Origin of the sequence: Micromonospora profundi, from assembly GCF_011927785.1 — a bacterium.
In the GTDB taxonomy this organism is placed as follows: domain Bacteria; phylum Actinomycetota; class Actinomycetes; order Mycobacteriales; family Micromonosporaceae; genus Micromonospora; species Micromonospora profundi.
Map to the genome: position 1 here is coordinate 2,176,539 of NZ_JAATJK010000001.1, position 17,491 is coordinate 2,194,029.

Here is a 17,491-nt window from a genome sequence, read left to right on the forward strand (position 1 = left end):
GAGCGACTGGAGCTTCTCATGGGTGCCCTCAAGCCGTGGCACATCGCCGTTCTTGTGGTTGTGCTGATCCTGCTGTTCGGCGCGAAGCGGCTCCCCGACGCCGCCCGCTCGCTGGGCCGCTCGCTGCGGATCATCAAGGCCGAGACCAAGAGCCTGCAGGATGACGACCGCGACCTCGCCGAGAAGGCCGACGCGCAGGCCGGCTACCAGCCGCTGCCGCCGCACGCCGGGCAGCAGGCGCCGTACACCGGTCAGCCGCAGCAGGCGCCGTACCAGCAGGCGCCGCAGCAGCAGCCGGTCGTCGACCCGGTGCACCGCGGCCGCGACAACTGACCGAGAGGCCCCACCATCGTGGCCTTCGCCCTGCGTAAGCGCGGCCCCAGCACGTTCGAGCGGGCCGCCGACGGCTCGATGACGCTCATCGAGCACGTCCGCGAGCTGCGCAACCGCCTGTTTCGTGCCTCGCTGGCGATCCTGATCGGCTTCGGGTTCGGCATCTGGCTGGCCGAGCCGGTCCGGTTGTTGCTGTCGCGGCCGTACTGCGACCTGCCCGGCTCGGTCGACCCGAGCACCGGCAAGTGCCTGTTCGTCCAGCTCGGCCCCGCGGACCTGTTCCTGCTCAACCTGAAGATCGGCCTGTGGGTGGGTCTGATCATCGCGGCGCCGATCTGGCTCTACCAGCTCTGGGCGTTCATCGCGCCCGGTCTGCACCGGCACGAGCGGCGCTATGCCTACGCCTTCACGGCTCTGGCGGCGCCGCTCTTCGCCGCCGGTGCGGTGCTGGCGTACTTCGTCACCGCCAAGGGCCTCGAGTTCCTGATGAACGTGTCCGGCGATGACATCTCGACCACGCTGGAAGTCACCAGGTACATATCGTTCGTCACCAACCTGATTTTGCTGTTCGGTGTGGCGTTCGAGTTCCCGCTGATCGTGCTGATGCTCAACTTCGTGGGCATGGCAAGCGCTAAGCGGCTACTCAGCTGGTGGCGGGTGGCGGTGTTCGTGTTCTTCGCGTTCTCCGCAGTGGTGACGCCCACCCCTGACCCGTTCGGGATGACCGCGCTGGCGATCTGTCTGTGCGCTCTGTACTTCGCAGCGGTCGGGGTGGCGTTCATCAACGACAAGCGGCGTGGGCGCGGCAAGGAGGTCTACGCCGGTCTGGACGACGACGAGGTCTCGCCGCTGGAGCACGAGGCGGATCCGGTCGTGGCCGGGCAGCGGGTCGACGCGACAGCGCCGATCGGTGCCCCCGAGCCGATCGCCAAGCCGGCGCCGATCGAGCGTCGCTACGACGACATGACCTGACGGCCGCGCGCCGCCTGGTCCCGCCGACGCCGTCCCCGCCTGCCGGGGGCGGCGTCGCCGTGTCCAGCCGCTCACACCACCGCCGGCCAGCGCCTCACCGGCCGTCGCCCGCCGCAACGGCAGCGGGGCTGATCAAGACGCCGCGGCAGCCAGGTGACCGGCGGGTGTGCGGGCGGTACGGTGCTGCCCGTGACCGCAGACGATCACCTGCCCGGTGCGCTCGCCGGTGGCCCCGTCGCCGTGCTGACGAACCCGACGGCCGGACGGGGACGACACCGCGCGTTGCTGCCCCAGCTTGTGGAAGGGCTGGCTGCCGCCGACCGGCCGGTACGACTGTTGTCGGCGTCCGGTCCGGGCGAGGCGGAGGCGGCCTGCCGTGCTGCGGTCGCCGACGGCGTCGGCGCGCTCGTGGCGATCGGCGGGGACGGCACGGTCCACCAGGCGTTGCAGGCGGTCGCCGGCACCGACGTGCCGTTCGGGCCGGTGCCGGCGGGCACCGGTAACGACTTCGCGGTCGACACCGGGTTCCCGGCCGACCCCCTCGCGGCGGTGGCGGTGATGGTCGAGGCGCTGCGCGCCGGCCGGACCCACGCCGTCGACCTGGCCCGGATGGTCAACGCGGAGGGCGTCGAACGCTGGTACGGGGCGGTCCTCGCGGCGGGGTTCGACGCGATCGTCAACGAGCGGGCAAACCGGATGCGGTGGCCGCGCGGCCCCCGTCGGTACGACCTGGCGATCCTGGTCGAGCTGGCCCGGCTGCGACCACGCCGGTACACGCTGCGCCTGGACGGGGTGCCGCACGAGCTGGACGCGGTCCTCATGGCGGTGGGCAACTGCCCGACGTACGGCGGTGGGATGCGGATCTGCCCGGACGCCGACCCGACCGACGGGCTGCTCGACGTGGTGGTGGCCGGCCGGGCCGACCGCCGGACCCTGATCCGGGTGAAGCCGCGCATCTACCAGGGCACCCACGTCAGCCATCCGCTGGTGACCACCTACCGTGCCCGCACGGTGGAGGTGGCGGCCGAGGGCATCGTCGGGTACGCCGACGGGGAGCGGTCGCTGGCCCTGCCGGTGACGATCAGTGCGGTGCCGGGCGCGGTGCGGCTGCTGCGCTGACCCGTACCGCGCCGATGCTCGCCACGATGACCAGCAGGATGGCGGCGCACTCCAGCAGGGTCAACTGCTGGCGCAGGACCAGCCAGCCGGCGAGTGTGGCGATGGCCGGGCCGAGGCTCATGAGCACCGCGAACGTGGCGGTGGGCATCCGGCGCAGCGCCAGCAGCTCAAGGGTGTACGGCAGCCCGGAGGCGAGCACCGCGAGGGCCGTGCCGAGCGCCAGCACTGTCGGGTCGAGCAGGACAGCGCCGCCGTCGACGATCCCGAGGGGCAGTGTGACAAGCGCGGCGAGGGCCAGTGCGAGCGCCAGCCCGTCCGCGCCCGGGAACCGACCGCCGACCCGCGCGCTGAGCACGATGTACGCGGCCCACATGGCGCCCGCGCCGAACGCGAAGGCGACACCCGCCGGGTTGAGCCTGTCGAAGCCGCTCTGCCCGAGCAGCGTCACCCCGGCCAGCGCCAGCCCTGCCCAGCACCAGCTGGCCAGCCGTCGGGCGGTGAACACCGACAGCGCCAGCGGGCCGAGCACCTCCAGGGTCACCGTCGGGCCGAGCGGGATGCGTTCGATGGCCTGGTAGAACAGCGAGTTCATGCCGGCCAGCGCCAGCCCGAACGCGCCTACCGCGAGCCAGGCCGAGCGGTCGTGTCCGCGCAGGCGCGGCCGGCACACGACGAGCAGCAGCACCGCCGAGATCGTCAGTCGCAGGGTCACCGCTCCGGCCACCCCGGTACGCGGGAAGATCAGCGCGGCCAGGGCCGAGCCGAACTGCACCGACAGCGCCCCGCCGAGCACCAGGCCCACGGCGACGACGCCGCCACGGCGCTCGGGCGGCGCGTCGGCCGCGCGCGGGGTGGGCAGCAGGGTGTCCGTCACGGCACGACGCTAGGCGATCGGCATCGGCCGTTCTCGGGCGGCTCCCGAGGCCGCCGCTCGCGCCGACACGGCCGCAAGCGTTCGCCAACGCGGTACTACCGGCGTACCGTCGCGGGTATGACCAGCGCGATGCGGAAACTGTCGATCTCCGTGCCACCCGACGTGGCGGAGCGCCTGGAACAGGAGTCCAACGCCAGCGCCTACATCACGCAGGCCGTGCGGGACCGGATGCGTCTGGACGCCCTGGACGCGGAGCTGGCCCATCAGGGCATCGAGATCACCGAGCAGGGCGTGGCCGAGGCACGCGCCCGGCGTGCCGCCGTGGAGGCTGAGTGGTCGCCGGAGCGACGCAAGGCACTCCGTGAGCGGGCACGCCAGCATCTGCTCGACACCGCCGCGGGCGGTGTCGAGCAGCCGGCCGCGTGACCCGCGAGGATGACCGGCCGGTCCGGCTCGTGCTGGACCGGTCGGCGCTGCTGGCGTACCTGGCGGGGTCGGTGCATGTCGGCGAACCCTTGCACGAGGTCATCCAGGACCGCAACAGGTTCGGCGTCACCGCCGTGACCGTAGCGGAGACCCTGGCGGTCGTCAGCGACCCGAAAGACCGGGCGACCCTGCACCGGCTGCTGGCCCTGGACGCCTGCGCGGTGCTCGCCACCGACGGGCACTCCTGGCACGAACTCAGCTACTGGCGCACGCTGACGGGCCGCGCCGACCTGGCGACCACCGCGCTGGCCGTCCTCGAACACGACGCCTCGATCCTGACCGGCGAGGACCGCTACGGCGACGGCGAGCTACCGGTGATCCGCGTTCCGGGCTGACCGCACGGCGGCTGGCCCTGCGCGGGTCAGGCCGGCAGGGTCAGGTCCAGCACCGCGCCGAGCCCGTTCTCCCGGCCCGGGTCGGCGGCCGGGAGCACCAGCACCGCGCAGCCGGCGGCCACCGCGCCCGCGTCCGCCGGGGTGTCGCCGACCATCAGCGTCTGCTCCGGGTCGACGCCGAGCATCCCGCAGGCCCGCCAGAAGATCGCCGGGTCGGGCTTGCAGCGCCCCACCTCGTAGGACAGCACGAACGCGTCGACGAGGTCGGTCAGGCCCCAGGTGTCGAAGTGCGGTCGCAGGTCGAAGCCGATGTTGCTGACCACCGCCACCTTCACACCGGCGTCGCGCAGCGCGGTCAGCGTGGGCGTGGTGTCCGGGTACGGCAGCCAGCCGTCGGCGACGAGCAGCCGCTCGTAGAGCGCCTCGGCGAAGCCCTCGATGCCGGCGTCGACGGTCTCGGCCAGCCCCGTGTACGCCGCCCGGTGCGCGTGCTCGTAGAGATCCCGGTCGGCCCACAACTCGGCCAGCCGGGGCGGCACCCGGGCCGGCAGCGGGCCGCCGGCGCGCCCGGCTGTCAGGAGCCGATCGGCAAGGGACGTGGCCCGGACCGGGTCCAGGGTGACCCCGCACGCGGCGGCGGCCTCCAGTACCCACCGCCGGGGCTCCTCCACCTGGGCCAGGGTGCCGTGGAAGTCGAAGAGCACCGCCTTGACGGGCCGTCGGGAGGCCCGGGGGGCGGCGGCGTCGTCGACACTGCCCTGCGGACTGGTCTGGGGCGGTTCGGCATGGTCCGGCACGCCGTGCACCCTACCGACCCCCGCTGACGGCCCCTCCGGACGGCCTTGTCGGGTGTCGTGTCCCGGCACGCACTAATCTTGGTGCCATGTCGAGCCCCGCCGAGCGGTACGCAGCGGCGCGCCGCCGGGCCGCGCAGGCCTCACAGTTCCCGGCGCTGGACGAGTTCGCCCTTGACCTGGGGTTCGACCTCGACGACTTCCAGCGGGAGGCGTGTCAGTCCCTCGAACGGGGCAGCGGGGTGCTGGTGTGCGCCCCCACCGGCGCCGGCAAGACGGTGGTCGGCGAGTTCGCCGTACACCTGGCGTTGCGGGGGCGGCCCGACGACCCGGCGCCGGCCGACGGCGCGACGACGCCACCGGCGCGGCGCAAGTGCTTCTACACGACGCCCATCAAGGCGCTGTCCAACCAGAAGTACCACGACCTGGTCGCCCGCTACGGCGCCGAGCAGGTTGGCCTGCTCACCGGCGACAACGCCATCAACGGTGACGCTCCGGTGGTGGTGATGACCACCGAGGTGCTGCGCAACATGCTCTACGCGGGCTCCAGCACCCTTCAAGGACTCGCCTACGTGGTGATGGACGAGGTGCACTACCTCGCCGACCGGTTCCGCGGTGGCGTGTGGGAAGAGGTGATCATCCACCTGCCCGCCTCGGTGACACTGGTCTCGCTGTCGGCGACGGTGTCCAACGCCGAGGAGTTCGCCGACTGGCTGGTCACCGTGCGCGGCGAGACGGCGGTGGTGGTCAGCGAGCACCGGCCGGTGCCGCTGTGGCAGCACATGCTTGTCGGCAAGCGGATGTTCGACCTGTTCCACGACGCCGACGCCGCCCGCAAGCACGACGTGCACCCGGAGCTGCTGCGCTACACCCGCGACCAGATGCGCCGCCTGGAGTTGGGGGAGGGGCGCAGCGCCGGGCCGGGCGCCGGTCGGCGTGGGCCACGGTGGCGCGGCCCGATGCGCCCGGACATCGTCGACAGGCTGGACCGTGAGGGCCTGCTGCCGGCGATCCTGTTCATCTTCAGCCGCGCCGGGTGCGCCGCCGCGGTGCAGCAGTGCCTCGCCGCCGGGCTGCGGCTCACCTCGCCCGACGAGCGGGCCGAGATCCGCCGGGTGGTCGAGTCCCGCGTCACCGCCATTCCCGGCGAGGACCTGACGGTGCTTGGCTACTGGGAGTGGCTCGACGGCCTGGAGCGCGGCCTCGCGGCCCACCACGCCGGCATGCTGCCGGTGTTCAAGGAGATCGTCGAGGAGTTGTTCGTCAGGGGCCTGGTCAAGGCGGTCTTCGCCACCGAGACCCTCGCCCTGGGCATCAACATGCCGGCCCGCTGCGTCGTCCTGGAGCGGCTCGTCAAGTACAACGGTGAGGCGCACGTCGACCTGACCCCGGGGGAGTACACGCAGCTCACCGGGCGGGCCGGCAGACGGGGCATCGACGTGGAGGGGCACGCCGTGGTGGTGTGGTCCCCGGAGACCGACCCGCGGCATGTCGCCGGGCTCGCGTCCACCCGCACCTATCCGCTGCGGTCGAGCTTCCGGCCCTCGTACAACATGGCGGTGAACCTGGTCGGCACTGTCGGCGCGGAGCCGGCCCGCGCCCTGCTGGAGTCGTCGTTCGCCCAGTTCCAGGCCGACCGGTCGGTGGTCGGCCTGGCCCGGCAGGTGCAGCGCAACACCGAGACCATCGAGGCGTACGGCGCGGAGGCCGCCTGCCACCACGGCGACTTCGACGAGTACTTCGCGCTGCGCGTGGCGATCGCCGACCGGGAGAAGGCCATCGCCCGGCAGGGGCAGACGCAGCGGAAGGCCGCGGCGGTGGCGTCGCTGGAGCGGCTGCGGATCGGCGACGTGATCCGGGTGCCGTCGGGCCGGCGGGCCGGCCTGGCCGTGGTGCTGGACCCGGCGACCGGCGGGTTCGGCGAACCGCGTCCGCTGGTGCTCACCCAGGACCGCTGGGCGGGGCGGGTCAGCCCTGGCGACTTCACCACCCCGGCCGAGGTGCTGGCCCGGATCCGGGTGCCCAAGCATTTCAACCACCGCTCGCCGGCGGCCCGGCGTGATCTCGCCGCCGAGGTCAGTGGCACCGGCCTGGACCGGCACGGCGGTCGGCGTGGTGGCCGGTCCCGGCAGACGCCGGGCGAGGACCACCAGGTCGCCCAACTGCGGACCGAGCTGCGCCGGCACCCCTGCCACGCCTGCCCGGAGCGGGAGGAGCACGCCCGCTGGGCGGAGCGCCGCCGCCGTCTGGAACGGGACACCGAGGAGCTGCGCGAACGGGTGTCCGGGCGTACCGGGTCGCTCGCGCGGACCTTCGACCGGATCGTGGCGCTGTTGACCGAGCGCGGTTACCTCGCCCGCGACGGCGCTGTCACCGACGCGGGCAGGATGCTCGGCCGAATCTGGACCGAGGCGGACCTGCTGGTGGCCGAGTGCCTGCGGCGGGGCGTGTGGAACGGGTTGTCGCCGGCCGAACTGGCCGCCGCGGTGTCGGTGGTGGTCTTCGAGGCGCGCCGCGACGTCGACGAACGGGCGTCGCTGCCGCGCGGGCCGGTGGCCGACGCCGTGGACGAGACGCTGAAGCTGTGGGGGGAGATCGAGGCCGACGAGGCGGCGCGCGGGTTGACCGCCACCAGGGAGCCGGATCTGGGCTTCGCCTGGCCGGTGTACCGGTGGGCGCGGGGCGAGGCGTTGGCGAAGGTGCTCGGCAGCGGCCACGAGATCGACGGTGAGATGCCGGCCGGTGACTTCGTCCGGTGGGCGCGGCAGGTCGTCGACCTACTTGGTCAACTTGCTGACTCTGGTGGCGCGGCGCCGGAGCTGCGTTCCACCGCCCGGCAGGCAATAGCGGCCATCAACCGAGGCGTACTGGCGTACCACACCTCAGCGTAATGATCACTTTCGGTCACGGCCGCTGACGAGGCGACACAGCGGACGGTCACCGTGACAGTACGCCCCGGATAGCCCCGGGGTCACTGTTGCATCGGCCCGGAGCACCCCTGATCATTGCCCGAGCGCCGTGCACGCGCGCTGGTGACCAGTGGGGAGCAGACCGCCATGGCGGAGATCAATCATTTTGAGTACGGGTGGATCACACCTGCGCTGAGTTACGCGCTGTCCGTCCTCGGTTCGATCCTCGGGCTCGTGTGCGCCGGCCGCATCAGAACGGCCCGTACCGCCGGGCAGCGCGCCTGGTGGGGTCTCCTCTCGGCCTGGGCCATCGGTGGCACCGCCATCTGGGCGATGCACTTCATGGCCATGCTCGGCTTCGCCGTCGACGGCACCCGCATCCGGTACGACGTGCCGCTCACCGCGGCCAGCACCGTGATCGCCGTGGTGGCGGTCGGCATCGGCCTGGCCATCGTGGGAACCGGCCGGCTGAACCCGGTGCGGCTGATCGCCGGAGGTGTCTTCACCGGCGCAGGCGTCGCTGCCATGCACTACACGGGCATGGCGGCGATGCACCTCAACGGCAGCCTCCGCTACGACACCCTCCGGGTCGTGCTCTCGGTGGTCATCGCTGTCGTCGCGTCCACCGTCGCGCTGTGGCTGGCCATGACCGTCCGCCGTGGCCTTGTCATCTTCGCCTCCGCCCTGGTCATGGGCATCGCGGTGAACGGGATGCACTTCACCGGCATGACTGCCCTCTCGGTGCACCTGCACGAGCGGCAGGGCGGCGTGGCCGGCGCCGGAGTGAGCGCGTTGCTGGTGCCGATCGTCCTGGCGGTGATCTTCGGAGTGGTCGGGCTGCTGTACGCCCTGCTCGCCGCGCCCACCGACGACGACCTGGCCGGCGCCGCGTACCTGAACGCACGCCGGATTCCGGAGCAGCCGGCGGCGCCGGTGGCAGCGCCGGACCCGGTCGGGCTGCGCGCCCGCTCCACCCTCGGCCAGCCGGGCACCCCGTTCCCGTCACGCCGGGACAACCCGCCCCGCTGACGTCGACTGGCGGACCCGCTCCTCGATGCTGAGGAACGGGACGCCGCGAAGAGCGCCTCCCCGGCCACGGCGGGGCCGCCGGGGCACAGCCCCGACGGCCCGTCGTGGTCAGCCGTTGTTGTCGATCAGGCTGGCGATCTCGTTGTAGATGAGGTGCGCCTTCGCGCCCTGGTTGGACGGGCAGCCGCCGAGGTGGTGCAGGGCGATCACCCGGTGGCTGGCGTTGAGCACCGGCGAGCCAGAGTTGCCGCCGGACGTGTCACAGCTGTAGCTGATGTTGTACGTGTTGTAGTTGGCGTTCTTGACAGTGCACGTCGCGCCGCCCTGGGTGTCCTCGTAGATCGACAGTCGCTTGGGGCTGCCGTCGCCGTGGCCGGGAATGTAGATCCGAGTGCCGGTGGTGGTGGCGCTCGTGGCCAGGTACAGGGTGCCGAAGGTCTGGATGCTGGCGAAGTTGTTCACCGAGAACAGGGCGTAGTCCAACTGGCTGGAGCCGCCGCTGCTCACCTTGTAGAGGGTGGCGCCGCTGACCTTCGTGCCGGCGCCCGGGTTCGCGCCGCCGCAGGTGGCGCACTGGTAGTTGAACTGCATCTCGCTGCCGCTGACGGCGGCCTGGGTGGAGAAGCAGTGCTTGTTCGTCAGCATCCGGTTGGTGTTGCCGACGCGCCAGGTGGTGCACATCCCGCCGCCGCTGATCAGCAGGCGTGCCACGGCCCGGCCCCGGGCGAACTCGGTGGGGTGGCTGCTCTGGTAGCAGACCGCGTCGCGTCGGGCGTCGGTGCTGCACACGGACAGCGTGGAGAAGTTGTGCTGGGTGATCTCCGTGGGGTCGTAGCCGCGCCAGAACCGGTCGATGGTGGCCGTGGTGCCGCGCGAGGGGCCGCTGCTGTGCAGCGTCACCACCGCCGTGTCGCCGTCCACCGACATCGCCCAGAATCCCGGCTGGCCGTCGGTCGTGTAGGGCGATCCGCTCGACGTGCTGAGGTGGCTGTCGTACCGGTAGCTCTCCCGGCCGTCCGGGCTGGACACGGTGACGTAGTCGCTGGGGCCCAGGCGCAGCGCGCTGAAGTGCACCTTGATGTACGTCGCGCCGGGGTGCCGGATGATCTGGGTCCGCTGGTCGCGCCGGTAGGAGAGGGTGCCGTCGACGACGCGGAGTTCGCCGACCGTGGTGACGCCCTCGGCCGAGAACTGGCTCGACTCGGGTGCCCGTTCGGATTGTGGCGCGAGAGGTCGGACGGGCGTCTCTGCGGCGGCGGGTAGCGGCAGCAGGGTGAACCCGAGCGCGCAGGCGCCGACTGTGACGGCGACCGCTCGCAGGCGGCGTAGAGCGTGTTTCATCGTTGCTCCTCCCCAGAAACAGCACCTGGTGGTGCTGCAGCCTTCCTACACGAGCAGATGCAAGACATGCAAGGCCATCGATATACGACACCCATGATCGGTACGCGGCGCCCGGGCGACAGGTGTTGAATGACCGCGAACGTTCACAGAGGAGATGACGATGAACTTCCAGCGGCTCGGCCCGCCCGGCCGGGAGATCCCGGTGGTCCAGCACGACGGCACGACCTACGACCTGCGGCCGCTCACCGCCGATCTGGATGGGGCGTTCTGGGCGTCGGAGGGGATCGCGCGTACCCGTGCCGCGCTCGGGCGCGTAGAGCTGGCCGAGCTGCCCGACGCCGCCGCACTGCGGGTGGGCGCGCCCCTCGCACGCCCCAACAAGATCGTCTGCATCGGGCTCAACTACCGCGACCACGCCGCCGAGACAGGTGCGACACTGCCCGCCGAGCCTGTGGTGTTCATGAAGGACCCGATGACAATCGTCGGGCCGTTCGACGACGTGCACATCCCGCGCGGCTCCACCCGGACCGACTGGGAGGTCGAACTCGCTGTGGTCGTCGGCACCACAATCCGGTACGCCGACTCGCCGGAACAGGCAATGCGGCACATCGCCGGGTACGCGGTGTCGCACGACGTCTCCGAGCGCGAGTTCCAGCTCGACAGGGGAGGCCAGTGGGACAAGGGCAAGAGCTGCGAGACGTTCAACCCGCTGGGGCCGAGTCTCGTCCCGGCCGACGAGATCGACGACCCGCAGTCGCTCGCGCTGCGGTTGTGGGTCAACGGGGTTCTGCGTCAGGACGGGTCCACCCGCGACATGATCTTCCCGGTGGCGCACGTCGTCTGGTACCTCAGCCAGTTCATGGTCCTGTACCCCGGCGATGTCATCAACACGGGCACTCCGGCCGGCGTGGCGCTCGGCCTTCCGGACCACCCCTACCTGCGGCCCGGTGACGTGGTGGAGACGGAGATCGCCGGCCTGGGCCGTGCCCGCCAGACGATGGTGGCGGCATGACCGGGGAGTTCGCCGGGCTGACAGCGATCGTCACCGGTGGCGCGTCCGGCATCGGTCGCGCCACCGCCCTGGAACTGCTCGCCCGGGGTGCCCGGGTGGCGGTCCTTGACCTCGACCCGAGCGGCCTGGACGAGGGCATCGCCGGCTACACCGCAGACGTGACCGACCGTGCGTCGGTGCAGGAGGCGGTCGGTGCGGTCGCCGCCGACCTCGGTGGCATCGACGTGGTCGTCAACAACGCAGGCGTCGGCGCAACCGGCACGGTGGCCGACAACACCGACGACGAGTGGCACCTGGTCCTCGACGTCAACGTGGTCGGCATGGCCCGGGTGGTCAGCGCCGCCCTGCCGTGGCTGCGCCGCTCGGAGCACGCGTCGGTCGTCAACACCTCGTCCATCGCCGCGCTCAACGGCCTGCCCAACCGGGCGCTCTACTCGGCAAGCAAGGGCGCCGTGCTGTCGTTGACCCTCGCCATGGCCACCGACCACGTCCGCGAGGGCATCCGGGTCAACTGCGTGTGCCCCGGCACCGCCGACACACCGTGGGTCGGTCGCCTACTGGCGCAGGCCGATGATCCGGCCGCCGAGCGGGTGGCGTTGCAGGCACGCCAGCCCATCGGCCGACTGGTGACACCCGAGGAGGTCGCGAACGCGATCCTCTACCTGGCGTCGCCGCGCTCGGGCTCCACCACCGGCACCGTGCTGGACGTCGACGGCGGCGTCACCCACCTGCGCGTACGGCCATGACTGCCACACCCCGTCCCCTGCCGCCGGTGCCGGTGGCGCAGAATGGGCCGACAGGTGGAGGTGGCCCGTGCGGATCGCGCTGTTCGTGACCTGCCTGGCCGACACCATGTTCCCGCAGGCGGCCATCGCCACCGTGCGGCTGTTGGAGCGGCTCGGCCACGAGGTCGCCTTTCCGCAGGGCCAAACCTGCTGCGGTCAGATGCACGTCAACACCGGCTACCAGCGCGACGCGGTGCCCCTGGTACGCCGGCACGTGGACGTTTTCGACACGTACGACGTGATCGTCGCGCCGTCGGGCTCCTGCGTCGGGTCGGTGCGGCACCAGCACGCCATGGTGGCCCGGCGGGCGGGCGACGAACGGCTCGCCGGGCGGGCCGAGTCGGTGGCCCGGCGGACGTACGAGCTGTCGGAGTTGCTTGTCGACGTGCTCGGGGTCACCGACGTGGGCGCGTACTACCCGCACCGGGTCACGTACCACCCGACCTGCCACTCGTCGCGGATGCTGCGGGTGGGGGACCGGCCGCGACGACTGCTGAGCGAGGTGCGCGGCCTCACCCTTGTCGAGTTGCCGGCCGCCGACCAGTGCTGCGGGTTCGGGGGCACCTTCGCGGTGAAGAACGCCGAGACCTCCACGGCGATGCTCGCGGACAAGATGCGCCATGTGCTCGCCACCGGCGCCGACGTGTGCGCCGCCAGCGACGCCTCCTGCCTCATGCACATCGGCGGAGGCCTGTCACGGCTGCGGACCGGGGTCGGTGTCGTGCACCTCGCCGAGATCCTGGCCTCGACCGAGCAGGCCGCGACAAGCCGGGCCGAGATCCTGGGCTCGACCGAGCAGGCAGCGACAAGCCCTGCCGCCAACAGGCCGGCGGCGCGGCCATGACGCGCCGGACGTTCCTCGGCATGCCGGCGACCGCGCCGCCCGGGGTGGGCCACCTACGCGGCGCGGAGTCGTTTCCGGCCGCCGCGCGGCGCGGCCTGGCCGACCCGCAGTTGCGGCGCAACCTGCGGCACGCGACGACGACGATCCGCGCGAAGTCCGGCGGCGTCATCGCCGAGCTGCCCGACTGGGAGCAGCTACGGGCGGCAGGTGCGGCGATCAAGGCCGACACCCTGGCCCGCCTGCCCGAACTGCTGGAGCAGCTCGAAGCGCGGGTCACCGAGGCCGGCGGCGTCGTGCACTGGGCGGCGGACGCGGTGGAGGCCAACCGGATCGTCACCGACCTCGTCCGGGCGACCGGCGTGGACCGGGTCATCAAGGTCAAGTCCATGGCGACCCAGGAGATCGGCCTCAACGAGGCGCTCGTTGCCGCCGGTATCACGCCTGTCGAGACCGACCTCGCCGAACTCATCGTGCAGCTCGGTGGTGACCGGCCCAGCCACATCCTGGTCCCCGCGATCCACCGCAACCGGGCGGAGATCCGCGAGATCTTCCTCCGCGAGATGCCCGGCGTCGACCCGACGCTTACCGACGACCCCACGGCCCTCGCCGCCGCCGCGCGCCGCTTCCTGCGGCAGACCTTCCTGAGTACGCCTGTGGCGGTGTCCGGCGGAAACTTCGCCGTCGCCGAGACCGGCACGCTTGCCGTCGTCGAATCCGAGGGCAACGGCCGGATGTGCCTCACCCTGCCGCAGACGCTGATCACCGTGCTCGGTGTCGAGAAGGTGGTGCCGACCTGGCGGGACCTCGAGGTGTTCCTCCAACTGCTGCCGAGGGCGTCGACGGGGGAGCGGATGAACCCGTACACGTCGATGTGGACAGGTGTCACCCCCGGGGACGGGCCGCAGGCGTTCCACCTCGTGCTGCTTGACAACGGGCGCAGCGCGGTGCTCGCCGACGAGGTCGGACGGCAGGCGCTGCGGTGCATCCGCTGCTCGGCCTGCCTCAACGTGTGCCCGGTGTACGAGCGCGCCGGCGGGCACGCCTACGGGTCGGTGTATCCGGGGCCGATCGGGGCGGTGCTGTCACCTCAGCTCACCGGCATCGAGGACAACGCCTCACTGCCGTACGCCTCGACGCTGTGCGGCGCGTGCTACGACGCCTGCCCCGTGAAGATCAACATTCCGGAGCTGCTGGTGCACCTGCGGGCCGAGGCCGTCGAGTCGCATCGCCGACCCACAGCAGAGTCGATAGCGATGGCCGCCGCCGCGTACGCCATGGACCATCCCCGGCTGTACGCGGCCGGGCAGCGCGCCGCCCGCCTGAGCCGGTTCGCCGGCCGGCGCGGGAGGGGTCTGCCGCCGCCGCTGAACGGCTGGACCGGCAGCCGAGACCTGCCGGAACCACCGGCGCAGACGTTCCGTGACTGGTGGGCCGACCGGTGAGCTCGCGCGACGTCGTTCTCGGCCGGCTGCGGGCCGCGCTCGCCGGCGGCACGGAGCCGGTGGAGGTGCCCCGCGACTACCGGCACACCGGCACCCTCGACCTCGACCAACTGGTGCAGCGGCTGACCGACTACCGGGCACACGTGCACCGGGTCGCCGAAGCCGCCGTGGCCGACACGATCGCCGGCATCCTGCCGCCGGGCGGCACTGTCGTCGTACCTCCGGGTCTGCCGCCTGCGTGGCTGCCGCCGACGGTGACAGCCCTGCCCGACGACGGCCTGGACAACGCGCGGATCGGCGCCGCGGACGCGGTCGTCACCGCCGCCGCGGTCGCCATCGCCCAGACCGGCACCGTCGTCCTGGACGGCTCTCCCGACCAGGGGCGTCGGGTGCTCAGCCTCCTGCCGGACCGGCACATCTGCGTGGTCCGCGCCGACCAGGTGGTGGCCACAGTGCCCGAGGCGCTCGCCCGACTGACGCCACACCGCCCACTGACCTGGATCAGCGGCCCCTCGGCCACGAGCGACATCGAGCTGATCCGGGTGGAGGGGGTGCACGGCCCACGCCTGTTGCACGTCCTCCTGCTGCCCTGACTCGCGGGCCGGTCAGCTGTCGGTACGCCTGCCGTCGATGGTGAGGGTGGTCAGCAGCGCGGGGTGGTCGGTAGCGCCCTCCATGCCCACCGACCTGGTGCGGGCCGGGATGATGTCGCCGCTGGCCAGGACGTGTTGCAGTGCGCCGTCGTCGACCCGCAGATAGCCCGGCGGTGTGCAGGCCCGCACATCCGGGTCGCCGCCCGCGCGGAGGTTGAGGTCGCCGGCCAGCATGGTGGGCGTGTGGCCGGCACCGCCCCGCAGGGTTGGCAGGACCTCGTCGAACAGGTGGCCGCACTGGGCGAGCGCGACGGTGCGACTGGTGGCCGCCAAGTGGGTGGTGCAGGCGAGCAGCGCTCCGGTGACGTCGACGCAGAGCCAGGCCCGTTCCTCGGGGTCGGCGACGTCCTGTATCGGGTGTATGCCACTGTGCACGGTGTGGCCGCTGTCCGGCGTCCGCAGGCGGGCCAGCAACCCGATCCCGTACGACTGGCCGTTGCGGCACCAGGTGTCGGCGCCGCTGGGACGGTCGCCGGCCGCCTGGAAGGCGGACACGACCGTGGCGCCGGTGTGCGCGTCGGCGAGGACGCGGTGCAGGGCTGCCATGTCGTCCCGGCAGATCTCGTTGAGGGTGACCAGGTCGGGCCGCTCGGCCGTGATCACCTCGGCGGCCCTGGTCACCGATCGGCCGGTGTAGCAGCCGGCACGACCGCTGTTGCACAGGTTCATCTGGAGCATTTGCAGGATGGTGGGCGCGGGGAGGTCGGCGGCGACCGGAGGCCGGGCCACCGACGAGCCGGCCGGCACCGCGGCGGCGGCGATCAGGCAGCCGACGGCAAGGGCCCGGCGGAGCTGTCGGTACGAGCGACCGGGGCTGCCGCGACCGCGGAGTCGACTGAGGCCGCGCGGGTGCCACCAGGATCGGGTGCCGGAGGCGCCCGGCTGCTCGGGCATGCGGACTCCGGATGGGGGAGGCGACGTGCCGTTGATCCTACTGTGGGCCGACGTGGCGGCGGACCGCATCCGCGACGAGTCGGGCTGTGTGGTGCGCTACGAGCGGACGTTCATGCGTCCCCTCCTGCCGACCGACTGACCGGTCGCGCGACGCGGGCCGGGTGCGGGAGGTCAGCCCCACACCCGGCCCGCGCCAGCTCAGCGGCGCGGCTTCGGCGCGATGCGAGGCAGCACGTACGGCGGTCCGGCGAAGATCAGGTCGGACTTGATCTCCTGGTACGCCCGCTTGGGTTGGTAGTTCTCGTCGTAGATGGTGGCCATGCCCTCCGGCGGGTCACTGAACCACTCCGGCACCCAGGAGTACTTGTCGCTGAAACCCCACACCGTGTACGACAGGCAGGTGCGGACGGCGAGGCACGCCTTCATCAGCACGCTGAAGTTGGCAGCCGACGCCTGCAACCGGGGGTTGATCTCGGCGGAGTTGCCGGCCCGCACGGCCTCGGTCATCTCGCTGCGTACGTCGACCTCGGTGAAGGCGGTGGCCAGACCGAGCCCGGCGAACCGCTTCAGCGCGGCAGTCACCTGGAGGGTGTCGAAGTTGCCGTACTGGGTGCCCAGGTGGCCCTGTGCGCCGACGCCGTCGATCGGGACGCCCTTGGCGCGCAGCCCCTTGGCCATGTCGTAGACGAACTGCGTCTTGTCGTCGGCGGGGTTGCCGGAGCCGAACGCCTCGATGTTGTAGTCGTTGTAGAACAGCAGCGCCTTGGGGTCGGCGGCGCGTGCCCAGCGGAACGCGTCGGCGATGTAGTCGGGGCCGAGGTTCTGTGCCCAGAAGCCCTTGTAGTGCAGGGTCGACGGGGTGTCCCACGGGTCGCTGACTGCCTCGTTGACGACGTCCCACTGCCAGATCTTGCCCTTGTAGCGGCTCACGACGGTGGTGATGTGCTTGCGCAACAGGTCGCGCAGCTCCTGCTTGCTGATGCTGCCGTCGGCGACGCCGCTGGTCAGCCAGGCCGGCACCTGGTTGTGCCAGACCAGCACGTGGCCCCGGACGCTCTGCCTGTTGCGCTTGGCGAACTCGATGAGCTGGTCGGCGGCGGCCCAGTCGTAGGTGCCCCGGGTGGGTTCCAGGCTCTCCCACTTCATGGCGTTCTCGGCGGTGACCGAGGAGAACTCGGTGGCCGCCAACCGGCGGTACTGCGGGTCGCTGGCGTCGTTGAGGGCAGTCGCGTTGACAGCCGTGCCGATGTGCAGGCCGTGGCGCTGGCCGAGAGCGCCGAGGGTCTGCGCTGTCGGGTCGTACGGTCGGCTCGCGGTGGCGGGCACCGCGTTCAGCGCCGCAGCGGTCGCGACGGCGACGGCGCCGACGCTGATCCACCGTCTTGGCTTCATCTGCCTTCCTCTCGATATTGATCGACAGATGTCGATCTTTGAAGGGAGGGTGCGGCCCCGGATTCGGTGTGACGGAAACGGAAGTCGGCGCCGGGTGCCGGGGTGTGGACAGGTCAGGGGGTGGCGCCGATGGTTCCACGGAGGAACCGGAAACTTGCTCGAAACGTTAAGCCCGTCGATGGACCTCGTCAACTGTGAAAACTTCCGGAAATCGGCCGAGTGAGCTGCGCGGCCACGAACATCGGATGGTTGAAACTTTCGGGCGTCCGGACGGCCC

The 17,491-nt window shown here is 71.8% G+C and carries 17 protein-coding genes; 12 read left to right on the forward strand and 5 right to left on the reverse strand.

All coding sequences use genetic code 11. The annotated features are described in order from the left end of the window. Positions 1-18: 18 nt before the first annotated feature. The 3 genes from tatA (at position 19) to F4558_RS09535 (ending at position 2,424) form a co-directional block, all read left to right on the forward strand. Positions 19-333 carry a Sec-independent protein translocase subunit TatA gene (gene tatA / locus F4558_RS09525; RefSeq protein WP_053661303.1) on the forward strand — a complete coding sequence of 105 codons (315 nt, stop codon included), beginning with the start codon at positions 19-21 and terminating at the stop codon, positions 331-333. 18 nt (positions 334-351) lie between these two features. Continuing rightward, positions 352-1,305 carry a twin-arginine translocase subunit TatC gene (tatC, locus tag F4558_RS09530; RefSeq protein ID WP_167943810.1) on the forward strand — a complete coding sequence of 318 codons (954 nt, stop codon included), beginning with the start codon at positions 352-354 and terminating at the stop codon, positions 1,303-1,305. A 180-nt stretch (positions 1,306-1,485) separates the two neighbouring features. Next, the gene (locus tag F4558_RS09535) at positions 1,486-2,424 is read left to right on the forward strand and encodes a diacylglycerol kinase (RefSeq protein WP_167943811.1); all 939 of its coding nucleotides are present in this window, start codon (positions 1,486-1,488) and stop codon (positions 2,422-2,424) included. Here F4558_RS09535 and F4558_RS09540 read toward each other — a convergent pair. Beyond that, the gene (locus F4558_RS09540) at positions 2,387-3,298 is read right to left on the reverse strand and encodes an EamA family transporter (protein ID WP_053661299.1); all 912 of its coding nucleotides are present in this window, start codon (positions 3,296-3,298) and stop codon (positions 2,387-2,389) included. The two genes, F4558_RS09535 and F4558_RS09540, sit on opposite strands and share 38 nt — an antisense overlap. A gap of 117 nt (positions 3,299-3,415) precedes the next feature. Between F4558_RS09540 and F4558_RS09545 the strand changes: the two genes are divergently transcribed. Beyond that, positions 3,416-3,724 carry a hypothetical protein gene (locus F4558_RS09545; protein ID WP_053661298.1) on the forward strand — a complete coding sequence of 103 codons (309 nt, stop codon included), beginning with the start codon at positions 3,416-3,418 and terminating at the stop codon, positions 3,722-3,724. Next, positions 3,721-4,119, forward strand: a complete 399-nt coding sequence (locus F4558_RS09550) for a PIN domain-containing protein (RefSeq protein WP_053661295.1) — start codon at positions 3,721-3,723, stop codon at positions 4,117-4,119. Before F4558_RS09545 ends, F4558_RS09550 begins: the two co-directional genes overlap by 4 nt. 26 nt (positions 4,120-4,145) lie before the next feature. On the opposite strand, the gene F4558_RS09555 is transcribed toward F4558_RS09550, so the two are convergent. Then, positions 4,146-4,916 (reverse strand): HAD family hydrolase, encoded by a 771-nt coding sequence (locus F4558_RS09555; protein WP_376767509.1) that lies wholly within the window; start codon positions 4,914-4,916, stop codon positions 4,146-4,148. 86 nt (positions 4,917-5,002) lie between these two features. On the opposite strand from F4558_RS09555, the gene F4558_RS09560 reads away from it, so the two are divergent. Further along, entirely contained in the window at positions 5,003-7,804 is a 2,802-nt protein-coding gene (locus F4558_RS09560; RefSeq protein ID WP_053661293.1) for a DEAD/DEAH box helicase, read from the forward strand. 165 nt (positions 7,805-7,969) lie between these two features. Further along, positions 7,970-8,851 carry an MHYT domain-containing protein gene (locus F4558_RS09565; RefSeq protein WP_167943812.1) on the forward strand — a complete coding sequence of 294 codons (882 nt, stop codon included), beginning with the start codon at positions 7,970-7,972 and terminating at the stop codon, positions 8,849-8,851. A gap of 108 nt (positions 8,852-8,959) precedes the next feature. Here the strand turns inward: F4558_RS09565 and F4558_RS09570 are convergent, their stop codons facing one another. Next, positions 8,960-10,192: a trypsin-like serine peptidase gene (locus tag F4558_RS09570; RefSeq protein ID WP_167943813.1), complete on the reverse strand. Its 1,233-nt coding sequence runs from the start codon at positions 10,190-10,192 to the stop codon at positions 8,960-8,962. 160 nt (positions 10,193-10,352) lie between these two features. On the opposite strand from F4558_RS09570, the gene F4558_RS09575 reads away from it, so the two are divergent. The 5 genes from F4558_RS09575 to F4558_RS09595 all read left to right on the forward strand — a co-directional run bounded on the left by F4558_RS09575 (position 10,353) and on the right by F4558_RS09595 (position 14,868). Then, a complete protein-coding gene (locus tag F4558_RS09575) occupies positions 10,353-11,204 on the forward strand; it encodes a fumarylacetoacetate hydrolase family protein (protein ID WP_167943814.1) in 852 nt (283 codons plus the stop codon). Then, on the forward strand, positions 11,201-11,950 hold the full coding sequence (locus F4558_RS09580) for an SDR family NAD(P)-dependent oxidoreductase (RefSeq protein WP_167943815.1): 750 nt from the start codon (positions 11,201-11,203) through the stop codon (positions 11,948-11,950). The genes F4558_RS09575 and F4558_RS09580 overlap by 4 nt, the downstream gene beginning before the upstream one ends. Positions 11,951-12,017: 67 nt before the next feature. Then, positions 12,018-12,833 (forward strand): (Fe-S)-binding protein, encoded by an 816-nt coding sequence (locus F4558_RS09585; RefSeq protein ID WP_312877298.1) that lies wholly within the window; start codon positions 12,018-12,020, stop codon positions 12,831-12,833. After that, positions 12,830-14,275 (forward strand): LutB/LldF family L-lactate oxidation iron-sulfur protein, encoded by a 1,446-nt coding sequence (locus tag F4558_RS09590; protein ID WP_167943816.1) that lies wholly within the window; start codon positions 12,830-12,832, stop codon positions 14,273-14,275. Before F4558_RS09585 ends, F4558_RS09590 begins: the two co-directional genes overlap by 4 nt. After that, positions 14,272-14,868 carry a LutC/YkgG family protein gene (locus F4558_RS09595; RefSeq protein ID WP_306271434.1) on the forward strand — a complete coding sequence of 199 codons (597 nt, stop codon included), beginning with the start codon at positions 14,272-14,274 and terminating at the stop codon, positions 14,866-14,868. The genes F4558_RS09590 and F4558_RS09595 overlap by 4 nt, the downstream gene beginning before the upstream one ends. Before the next feature lie 12 nt (positions 14,869-14,880). Here F4558_RS09595 and F4558_RS09600 read toward each other — a convergent pair whose 3' ends face one another. Together F4558_RS09600 and F4558_RS09610 are read right to left on the reverse strand one after the other, a co-directional pair. Then, the gene (locus F4558_RS09600) at positions 14,881-15,822 is read right to left on the reverse strand and encodes an endonuclease/exonuclease/phosphatase family protein (RefSeq protein ID WP_245241298.1); all 942 of its coding nucleotides are present in this window, start codon (positions 15,820-15,822) and stop codon (positions 14,881-14,883) included. 198 nt (positions 15,823-16,020) lie between these two features. Continuing rightward, entirely contained in the window at positions 16,021-17,214 is a 1,194-nt protein-coding gene (locus F4558_RS09610; RefSeq protein WP_053661285.1) for an endo-1,4-beta-xylanase, read from the reverse strand. Between the last annotated feature and the right edge of the window lie 277 nt (positions 17,215-17,491).